Here is a 10,609-nt window from a genome sequence, read left to right as displayed (position 1 = left end):
TACAGTAGAGAAATATTGGAAGGCTGGCAAGCCTTTTTTTATTAAAACTTGTGTTGCAACGTTATGTACTTTTCCTCTTCAAAACTCTGTACTTCTATTTTGCACTACACAGATAATTAGATTTGTACATTTTTTTATTTTAGCATCTTGATTTTTCACAAAATCCAAGGTACTGTCCACATCAGCAAAACTCGGCAAAGTGATGACTAAAGTTCCTTCGTTTATTACTTCTAGTGTATGCTCTTTCTTTTTAGAAACTGGTTCGTAATCTTTCAAACCAAATTTAATATGCTCTCCATTTTCGTTTTCAATTGTAACAAATGATGATTTATTAATGATATGCGACCAATCTTCACGTTCTGCACTAGCTCCTCTTAATGAACTCGGATTCGAAGCTATTACTTGATTAATTGTTCGATCGTCAATTGCGACAATTTTTGATCCTTTTGGAAATCGATTTTCTTCGAATGTCTCTATAACATAAAGGACATCCTTATATCTTCTTGTTCGAAAACCACGGGTGATAGTTTTTACGTTGTCTGATCCTTCAAAATTAAAATACATATGACGATCTTGAAAACTAATGAGATAGTCATCAACGATTTCAGTAAATTTCTGTGGTGTTAATTCCTGTTGGCCCTCTAATTTCTTAATTTCTTCACGATAATATTCAGGTTCATCCCAATCTTGTTTTTCTTCATAACCAGCATAGTCAGAGTGAACAATATCAACTATTTCGTTAAATATTTCGGAATAACTATTCATAGATATTCATTTCTCCCTTTCCCATTAATCAGCTTGTTTGTCCCAATCTTACAAAGCAATATGGTCCGTTTGCAGCATACTAACCAATTCGAAGTTTTCTAATTTATGTAACAAGTATACACTATTCAATAGTTAAATGGGTTGAATTGTAAAATGCAATTAAACATTTTTTTAACTCCATCAATATAAAATTAAAGGAATTAGGATACTATATCTACAGCAATCGCACCAGCTATTTTAAGAAAAACTACAATAATTTCTCCATAATAAATTCGTCATATGGAAGGTCTTGAAAAAAACGTTCTCCCACAATTTCATATCCTTTTTCTCCATACATTTTGCTTAAATAAGGATGAGTTTTAGCTACTGTTAACCTAACTCTTTTTTCTTCCATCTCTGAAAGTTTACATTCACCGTACTTCATTAACTTTGTTGCAATGCCCTTCCCTTTGCAAGATGGCTTAACAGCCAGAATGAACAACGTGTTTTGGTAATGGTGCTTTATGTATCACTTCATCTTTATGTTTAGTATACGCTCCTTTCGCTGTAATAAAGGTTTCTATTCCTATAGTTTTTAATTCCTGACACATTGAGAATGGTCTGCCTGTAGCTGCTACTAATTCGGTAAATGGATGTTTTAAACTTATCGAACAAGTAAATTCCTAGTAATGGACCTCAAAAATATTCTAAAATCAATTTACTACCTTACGATCTTCAAAATCGCGCTATTTTGCCTATGAAGGTGTACGAATAACCTCACGTTCAAAGTTGTCTGTAATCCATTTACCTTCACTCTGAATAAGATATAGCGCTAAATTTCGATCGATTATCGGCTCTTCTAACCATTCCTGGAAAGTTTGAATGATTCGCTTCTTCTCAGGAAAATGATGAATAAATATTTTCACCTGTTGATGAAGTCGTGTTGTCCAAATTTGAGAGCGTACCATAACCATAGAATAACCCGTTCGAATGAATTTCCGTGCGAATCCATGTGAAATCCTTATAGATTCTTCATCAGAAACTGAATTGATTCGGTGAATTGTTCGAGTTACAACGTTTCCAATATCTCCGTTGAAACTGAGTGCGATCTCTGGTGTAAGCTTATAAGGACCAAATGCTATTGTAGGATCCTCTCCGTGGACACAAATGCACAATTCCTTAAGGAATGCCCCTTCGTAGTAATTTTTAGGATCAATTGTGTAGGCATAGTCTGCAACAGCAATGCCGACATCACGAACTAAGGAAGAATACTTTTGAGACAACGCAACAGACAAGTTTTTAAGCTGCTTGAATTCATTAGTATTTAGAGTACACATGAACATTGCTATGAGATCAAGGTCTGACTTGCCTATAATTGCTTCACCTCTTGCAACGCTGCCATATACATAGACACTATGCAGTTGATTCGGAAACAGCAATCCTATTTCCTTGATTGAATCATGTATGAGAGGGAGAAAAATAGAATGGATTTTGTCTATATGAACATCGCTGATGATGTATCCATCTCCATCAAGTCCATATCCAGCTTGTAAACAAGTCACTTTGGCTCCACCTTCCTTGTGTATCGCTCATCAAGTCCTTGTTGTTTTATCAAAACTCAAATTCGAACGACATCAATCGGTTAGAATAATCAAATCCTAATTTTTCAGCCACTCTTTTGGACGGCTCGTTTGATTCATCAGTTGTCCAATACACACCATACCCTCTTTCTAAGCATTCCTTTATGTATTGTTGTCCTAATATCGTTGCCAAACCACAATTTCGCATATTTTGATCAAATGTTGCTATATATGCTTCATGGCGGTCTCCGTTAACACAACATGAGTAACATGTACTTATTACCTTGCCATTTTTTAAAATAGCATATCCTAATCCATGTTGAGTAAAAGATTCCGCCGAGGACCAATACTCTTTTAACTCTTCCCTTAGCCTCTCGTCAGCATTAATCAATTCCTTAGTAATCCTTACCATGGCAAGGTCTTCATCAAGTATATGACCTGGTTGCTCCAATCCTTTTTTGAAACGCTCCGTAACCAATTCGTAATAGACGTTATACCCAACATAATATTTACGCCCATCAACCACTTTTTGCAAAGTCTTTTTCCAAGATTCATTAAAGATATTGCCGATAAACCAAACTCCTCCACATGAATCCAGACTTTCTTGCTTTAATTGTGTGGAAATTAAATTACCAAGGTAGCTGTTAAATAACCCATTCTCTGGATCGCCGAGCAGATAGTATCCCAAGCCTACCGCGTATACAATAGCAGTATGAGGCTCCTCTATTTGATCAACATATACTACGCCTTGATTCATACCGCTAATAACTGCATTTAATACATTTTCATTTTTTTCTTGCGGAGTAACCAATAATTTATTAACTTTATAATAATCTTCTTTAGACAGTTTAACGATCATTAAATATCCCCCCTAATGTGCAGCTTTTTCAGAGATACCCACATCACTTTTCATTAGTCCCCCATAAAAAAATTGACGTAAAAAACGTTAGCAATTAGATGAGCTGAAGAAATCTTTTGCAATTGAAATAATTTCCTGTGGTTTTTCAACTACTGTCCAATGACCGGCATTGTTGATTTCAACTAATGTTGCATGCGGTATATAATCTATTAAAAGTTGTTTAATTTTAGAGGGATCTAAAATGTCATGACTTCCTTGTGCAACCATAACTGGGATTTGATCCAGTTTAAAAAGTTTATCGGTTAAATCATAGTTTTTTACTATATCATCTATGATTTTTTTATTTACTACCTTGTTCATTTTAAAAACCTTTTTCTTTTGTAAACTTTCTTTTGAGAATACATAGTAGGGGTCTAAAACTTCCAAGACTCTTTCACTATCTTTATTCACTTTTTTAAATGAAAATATAAATAGCCTAATTTTATCCTTGAGAGAAAGTCTTTTCATAAGTTCTTTTTGAAAGCTTTTATACCCTTGAGCCGTAACACCTATTGCAGCAGTTAAAAATAGCCCATTGACTCGCTCTGGATATGTAGTGGCATAAAGTAATGCAAGCATAGACCCCCACGATTCTCCGAATAAGTTCATTTTAGTTAAACATAGTTTTTTCCTTAACAATTCTAAAACTTCTACTTCCATACTCATGGAGTACTGGCCGGATTTTTCTGTTTCTGATTGACCACAACCCGTTTGATCATAAAAAATCAATTTATAGTTTTTAGATAAAGGTAAAACGTGAGGCAAAAAGAATTGATGTTGGCTTCCTGGTCCGCCATGGAGGAAGACAATAGGCTCACCATTCCCGACAATGTTGAAATATACTTTTTGATTATTTAAATTTATATAATTAGTGTTCTTCTTTTCTTCATGGTCCATTTTTACCTCCCAGTACTATTATTTGAATACATTCCTAGTAAAAAACACTGAACGATTATCATCCATCTGGCCGATTTTCGAACAACTGTTGCGAATGATCGAGGCCGTTCGCTGGACGTAAAGGTTATGAAGAAATTAACTTTATTCATAAAACTTATACATTGAAAACAACTGGCTTATAATAACTATTGTAACACACTTCTGAAAAATACGACTCCTGTATTTGATCATGAATATTGTCCGAAGTAATATATATTTGCCAATGTAGGGTGTTTCTATTTAAAGCATGAAAATATTTTTTTGAGTCAACTCCACTGTTAAATCCACATTATGTACCATGCAAAGAAGAAACCACTTTATTTCTCACTTGCGTATGTCTCGCCCAAATTCCCTATCTTTTCCCTGCCTTCTGTCGACTATCTTTATGGATCGAAGACTAAAATCATTACAAGAAATGTCCAATCAGAAAAGAAAAAGCGTAAGATGGAACGGACATCTGCCATTCCATCTTACGCTTTTTCATATATTTAGTTATTAAACCGTCTTAACTACCGACGGCTTTACTTGCTGTTCTAATATAATATTCCTGCGTTTCATTTGCAGGAAAAAAATCGCTGTTAAACTTAAACTAATGAATCCGAATATAACGACCATCGTTTGCAACCCTACAATATCCAAAAATGCCCCTGCACTTAGCAGCACAACTTGGAACATGACCCTTTCCAACATATTTCTGAAAGAGAAAAAACGTCCATGGTATGCTTTTGGCATTTGTTTCTGAAAAATTACCATTGCTGTTGGGAAAAAACAGCCTAATGCAAAGCCTAAAAAGGCGAAAGCGCTTAAAGATAAAATCAAATTTTCTGCAAAAACAAGCAAGAATTCTGCGATACCTACCATTGTAGCGAAGAAAAATAAGATAAATGTTGTTTTCCATTTCCTTGTAACATATTTTATTGCAAAAGAACCGACCATGAAGGCGATCCCTTCCACTGCATAAACAAGGCCTTTTATCGTTGAAGATTGCTGGATTTCGCTTAGATTAATAACAATTAAATTAAAAGAGCCTAAAAATAATAAAGGAATCATCGTCATAATTAATGTCATGCTAACTGCGGGATACGATTTCAACACAGGAAACATATCTTTAAAGTTATTTTTTTCTTTATTGCCCTTGTTTCGAACATCTTCATCTCTCGTTTCGTCTATACGCAGCATCATCGTAAAGATGAGCAGCACTGCGTAGGCGACTGCAGAAATCCAATAGAGAGATGATAAAGACCAATAGACTAACATAACACCGGCTAATGCCGTCCCTGCTACCCTTGCAATCGTTGCGATATTCATATGCAAGCCATTCATCGCAAGCAGCTGATCATCTTTAACGACGAGCGGAATTGTTGATTGCAGTGCTGGAAAATAGAAAGTAGCTGATAATTGTATAGCGATAACGAACCCCATCATCCACCAAACTGAATCTGTTGCAATTGCGATTAGCATAAATGCAACGCTTAGCAGCCTTCCAAGGCCAGCCAAGAGCAATACGGTCTTCTTCCTGGATTGGTCAATAATACGCCCTGCTAAAGGTCCGGCGATGATCCCTGCAAGTAGCCCAATCGCTAATATGAGTGCTTTTACAAAATCTGACGGGATCTTTTCCTGTAAAAACTCTAAGTTGCCAATTATACCGGTCCATAATCCAAGTCCGGCGATCAATTCACCCGATAGAATGATCCACACATTCCGGTTTTTCCACATAACCCCATCCTCATTCCTAATTTACTTCGCTTTTCGAACTATTATACGGAAAGCAACGAAAAAAGTCACGAGAAACTTTCCCGTGACTTCATTCCCTATTTTACTTCTGCTTTTAATTCTTTATACATTTTTTCTACTTGTCCGGCATCATTTTCATCGACAAGGAAGCTACCATTAGAATATCGGTCAACTAATCTAAGTGTGTTTACTTCAATTTCTACTTTATCGTCTTTTTTCGTGCTTAAAATGACCGAATCAGTCGGTTTTACAAGTTCTACACCGATGATTCTATGAGGGTTCGTTTTTAATTCTTTCAACACGACAACGCCACGCTGAGCTCTTGCGGCGGGCTCCATCTCTTTCAGCGCCATTCGCTTTGCAGCGCCCCGTTGAGTGGCAATCAATATCGATTCAGTCTCATCTCGGATAACAGTCATTGCAACGAGACGATCATTTGTTTTTAAGTTAATACCTTTGACACCTGCTGTTCGGACACCCGTTTCGGTAAGCTCAGATAGGGAGAACCTTAGCCCGTATGCATGCTCTGTGAATAAAATAACGTCTTCCTCACCTTTCACGAGCTGAGCATCCACTAACCGGTCTCCTTTTTTCAAATTCATCGCTTTAAATGTCCTTGAATACCGTTGAACATGGAAATCAGAGAGCTTCGACAGCTTAATATTGCCGCTATCTGAAGCCGTCAAAATGGAAGCTTCCTGGTCGAAGCTTTCTACTCCGATTGCTGCTACAATCTCTTCGTTCTGATCAAGAGAAATTATGCTCGATAAATGTTGCCCTAAGTCACGCCAACGAATATCCGGCAATTCATGAACCGGCTGATAGACATAATTGCCGAGTGAAGTAAAAATGAGCAAATGATGCTGCGTATTCATAACCGATTCAAGGAGACTATAATCGGATTCTTTCATTTCCTGTCCAGTGCCATTTGACGCACTGAATGACCGGATACTTGTCCGTTTTACATAGCCGTCTTTCGTTACTGATACGACAACATCTTCACTTGGAACAAGAATATCAAGGTCCACTTTAATATTTTCAATCTTTTCCTCAATGACCGATCGTCTCGGTTCGGCGAACTGTTTTCTAATTTCAAGAAGCTCTTTCTTAATAACATTCGAAAGCTTTTTATCGCTTTTTAAAATGGCATCGAGCTCTGCGATTAGTTTACGTAATGACGCGTCTTCTTTTTGCAGTTCGGTAATGTCCGTATTCGTTAACCGATATAGTTGCAGGGAGACGATTGCTTCCGCTTGTACTTCTGTGAAGTCAAACTTTTTAATAATATTGTTTTTGGCATCTCTTTTATCTTTGGACGCTCGGATCGTGCGAATGACGTCATCTAAGATCGATAAAGCTTTCATAAGGCCTTCAACAATATGTAGACGGTCTTTCGCTTTTCTTATATCGTATTTCGACCTCTTCGTTACAACTTCCTTCTGATGGTCTATATAAGCATCCAATAACATCGGAAGCGACATCAATTTCGGCCTGCGATTTGAAATCGCGACCATATTGAAATTATACGCAACTTGTAAATCCGTGTTTTTTAATAAAAACTGTAAAATTGCATGGCCATCCATGTCTTTTTTCAATTCGATAACGATGCGCAAACCTGTTCGATCCGATTCATCACGTACATCTGCAATTCCATCCATTTTACGGTCTAAACGAAGTTCATCGATTTTTTTTACCAAATTAGCTTTGTTTACATCGTATGGAATTTCTGTAATGACAATTTGGGATTTCCCTGCTTTCAAAGGCTCGATTTCAGATTTGGACCGAACAATAATTTTTCCTCGCCCTGTCTCATAGGCTGTCTTAATGCCATCGATTCCTTGAATCGTTGCTCCGGTAGGAAAATCTGGACCTTTTATAACCGTCATCAATTCATCGACTGTAACACTGTGATTATCCATTCTCATGAGCACGGCATCAATTACTTCATGTAAGGAATGCGGCGGGATATCCGTTGCATAACCTGCAGAAATCCCAGTTGATCCATTGACGAGCAAATTAGGGAAGCGCGAAGGAAGTACAGTCGGTTCCGGTTCAGTATCATCGAAATTCGGGATGAATTCAACTGTTTCTTTGTTAATATCTCTCAACATTTCACCTGCAATTGCAGATAGCCTTGCTTCGGTATACCTCATTGCTGCTGCAGGATCACCATCAACGGAACCATTATTGCCATGCATTTCAATCATTAAATGCCGCAATTTCCAGTCCTGGCTCATTCGGACCATTGCATCGTACACAGATGTATCTCCGTGAGGATGGTAATTACCGATCACATTTCCGACTGTTTTTGCCGCTTTCCTAAATGCTTTATCATGTGTATTGCCTTCGTGGAACATTGCATACAAAATACGCCGTTGTACGGGTTTTAAGCCATCCCTCGCATCAGGAAGCGCCCGATCTTGAATAATATATTTACTATAGCGTCCAAAACGGTCGCCGATTACTTCTTCCAAGGGCAGATCTTGGTAACGTTCTGATAAGGTCATTCAAAGTCCCCCTCGACATGCAAAAATTCATTTTCTAAAATATTATGTTCTTCTGTTCCAAAGTCAACATTGTTTTCAATCCATTTTCTTCTTGGCTCTACTTTGTCCCCCATTAAAGTGGTTACACGCCGTTCGGACTGCGCTCCGTCTTCAATCGTTACTCGGATCAATGTGCGCGTTTCAGGATTCATTGTCGTATCCCATAGTTGGTCGGCATTCATTTCACCAAGACCTTTATAGCGTTGCAGCATATAGCCTTTTCCAATTTTTTTAATTGCTTCGTCAAGATCGGCTTCAGTCCACGCATATTCCACTTGTTCGTTCTTGCCGGTTCCTTTGGACACTTTGTAAAGCGGCGGTAAAGCGATATATACCTTTCCGGCTTCGATTAAAGGCTTCATGTAACGGTAAAAAAATGTAAGGAGCAGCACTTGAATATGTGCCCCATCTGTATCGGCATCCGTCATAATGACTACTTTGTCATAGGCGATATCTTCAATTTGAAAATCGGAACCGACTCCACCGCCAATCGCATGAATAATCGTATTGATTTCTTCATTTTTCATAATATCTTCCAATTTCGCCTTTTCGGTATTAATCACTTTACCGCGCAATGGCAAAATAGCCTGGAATGTCCGATCCCGGCCTTGTTTAGCAGATCCTCCCGCAGAATCTCCTTCAACTAAATACAGTTCATTTTTTGCAGCATTTCTTGATTGAGCAGGTGTAAGCTTTCCAGACAACAACGTGTCTGAACGTTTCCGCTTTTTGCCTGAGCGTGCATCTTCCCTTGCTTTTCGCGCTGCTTCTCTCGCCTGTTGAGCACGTATCGCTTTTCGAATTAAATTAGCACTCAATTCAGCGTTTTCCTCAAGAAAATATAGCAACTGTTGGGAAATGATCGAGTCAGTCGCAGTACGTGCTTCCCCTGTACCTAATTTTCCTTTTGTCTGTCCCTCAAATTGTAGAATTTCTTCCGGAATCCTCACAGAAATAATTGCTGAAATACCCTCTCGTATATCCGAGCCATCCAAGTTTTTATCCTTGTCTTTCAATAAGCCCGTTTTTCGTGCATATTCATTAAAAACGCGCGTCATTGCTGTTTTGGCTCCCGTTTCATGTGTTCCACCATCTTTTGTACGCACATTGTTTACAAAAGACAAAATCGTTTCAGAATAGCCATCTGTGAATTGAAATGCGAACTCCACTTCTATTCCTTCCGCTTCCCCTTCCAGATAAGCGACATCATGCATGACATCTTTTTCTTCATTCAAATAAGAAATGAAGGCTTCTATTCCCGTTTCATAATGGAAAATGTCATGTTTATCAGTACCTTCTTCTTTTAAAACGATTTTCAAACCTTTCAACAGGAAAGCAGATTCTCTTAATCGCTCCGATAACGTTTCATATTGGTATTTAATCGTTGAAAATATGAGTGGATCAGGCTTAAAGTGGATCAACGTCCCCTTTTCCCTTGTATTTCCGATTTCTTCAAGTGTTGTTACAGGCTTGCCGCCTTGTTCAAAGCGTTGACGATATTTTTTCCCATCACGGAAAATCGTCACTTCCAACCATTCGGACAAAGCGTTAACAACCGATGCACCGACGCCGTGCAGCCCTCCACTTGTCTTATAGCCGCCTTGACCAAATTTTCCTCCGGCATGTAGGACGGTAAGGATAACCTCGGTTGTCGGTTTCCCGGTCTTATGCATACCTGTAGGCATACCGCGACCGTAATCCCTTACACTTATACTGCCATCTATATGGATTGTTACATCCACTTCCGAACCGAAGCCTGATAATGCCTCGTCAACTGCATTGTCAACAATTTCATACACTAAATGATGAAGTCCTCTAGAGTCCGTAGAACCGATATACATTCCCGGTCGTTTACGAACCGCATCAAGGCCTTCTAAGACCTGAATGGAGTCATCATTATATGCTGTTACTGATACATTCTTCGTCAAATCGCAACCCCCATCAAACGAATGTTCTATACTAAATCTATCGTACTGCTTCCCGTAAACCTTGTCAAATCAACGTTCCGGGTATGTCGCTCAATTAATTGTATATAAGAAAGCGCTATTATGCAATGAGATAAGGCATTTGTGTTTGTAATTTTACCCATATATCGTTTAATAGAAGCATGCATTTTCTTATAAATCCATTCCTCATATTGTCGGCGCTCTACTGTTCTGATAGACTAA

Annotated in this window: 9 protein-coding genes; all 9 read right to left on the bottom strand. The window is 38.1% G+C overall.

Annotated features, from left to right (window positions below):
• Positions 1-78: 78 nt before the first annotated feature.
• Positions 79-765: a hypothetical protein gene (locus WFH04_RS10365; protein ID WP_336823969.1), complete on the bottom strand. Its 687-nt coding sequence runs from the start codon at positions 763-765 to the stop codon at positions 79-81.
• 247 nt (positions 766-1,012) lie between these two features.
• Positions 1,013-1,246: a GNAT family N-acetyltransferase gene (locus WFH04_RS18375; protein ID WP_408020186.1), complete on the bottom strand. Its 234-nt coding sequence runs from the start codon at positions 1,244-1,246 to the stop codon at positions 1,013-1,015.
• Complete coding sequence (locus WFH04_RS10360; protein ID WP_336823973.1) at positions 1,227-1,412, bottom strand: HAD hydrolase family protein; 186 nt, start codon at positions 1,410-1,412, stop codon at positions 1,227-1,229. Before WFH04_RS10360 ends, WFH04_RS18375 begins: the two co-directional genes overlap by 20 nt.
• Before the next feature lie 87 nt (positions 1,413-1,499).
• A complete protein-coding gene (locus WFH04_RS10355) occupies positions 1,500-2,306 on the bottom strand; it encodes a nucleotidyltransferase domain-containing protein (RefSeq protein WP_336823968.1) in 807 nt (268 codons plus the stop codon).
• Positions 2,307-2,355: 49 nt separating this feature from the next.
• Positions 2,356-3,183 (bottom strand): GNAT family N-acetyltransferase, encoded by an 828-nt coding sequence (locus WFH04_RS10350; RefSeq protein WP_336823967.1) that lies wholly within the window; start codon positions 3,181-3,183, stop codon positions 2,356-2,358.
• 87 nt (positions 3,184-3,270) lie between these two features.
• Positions 3,271-4,119, bottom strand: a complete 849-nt coding sequence (locus WFH04_RS10345; protein WP_336823966.1) for an alpha/beta fold hydrolase — start codon at positions 4,117-4,119, stop codon at positions 3,271-3,273.
• A gap of 534 nt (positions 4,120-4,653) precedes the next feature.
• Positions 4,654-5,877 (bottom strand): MFS transporter, encoded by a 1,224-nt coding sequence (locus tag WFH04_RS10340; RefSeq protein WP_336823965.1) that lies wholly within the window; start codon positions 5,875-5,877, stop codon positions 4,654-4,656.
• Positions 5,878-5,972: 95 nt separating this feature from the next.
• The gene (gene parC, locus WFH04_RS10335) at positions 5,973-8,402 is read right to left on the bottom strand and encodes a DNA topoisomerase IV subunit A (protein WP_336823964.1); all 2,430 of its coding nucleotides are present in this window, start codon (positions 8,400-8,402) and stop codon (positions 5,973-5,975) included.
• Entirely contained in the window at positions 8,399-10,369 is a 1,971-nt protein-coding gene (gene parE / locus WFH04_RS10330; protein ID WP_336823963.1) for a DNA topoisomerase IV subunit B, read from the bottom strand. The genes parC and parE overlap by 4 nt, the downstream gene beginning before the upstream one ends.
• Positions 10,370-10,609: the final 240 nt, after the last annotated feature.

Origin of the sequence: Sporosarcina sp. USHLN248 (assembly GCF_037144575.1) — a bacterium.
Taxonomy (GTDB): domain Bacteria; phylum Bacillota; class Bacilli; order Bacillales_A; family Planococcaceae; genus Sporosarcina; species Sporosarcina contaminans.
Note: the sequence above shows the minus strand (reverse complement) of the source record. Positions and strands in the feature narration are given on the sequence as shown.

Excerpts from the sequence above, each read along its gene's own strand:
- WFH04_RS10365 (WP_336823969.1), bottom strand. The coding sequence starts at position 765 with ATGAATAGTTATTCCGAAATATTTAACGAAATAGTTGATATTGTTCAC.
- WFH04_RS10350 (WP_336823967.1), bottom strand. The coding sequence starts at position 3,183 with ATGATCGTTAAACTGTCTAAAGAAGATTATTATAAAGTTAATAAATTA.
- WFH04_RS10345 (WP_336823966.1), bottom strand. The coding sequence starts at position 4,119 with ATGGACCATGAAGAAAAGAAGAACACTAATTATATAAATTTAAATAAT.
- WFH04_RS10340 (WP_336823965.1), bottom strand. The coding sequence starts at position 5,877 with ATGTGGAAAAACCGGAATGTGTGGATCATTCTATCGGGTGAATTGATC.
- parC (WP_336823964.1), bottom strand. The coding sequence starts at position 8,402 with ATGACCTTATCAGAACGTTACCAAGATCTGCCCTTGGAAGAAGTAATC.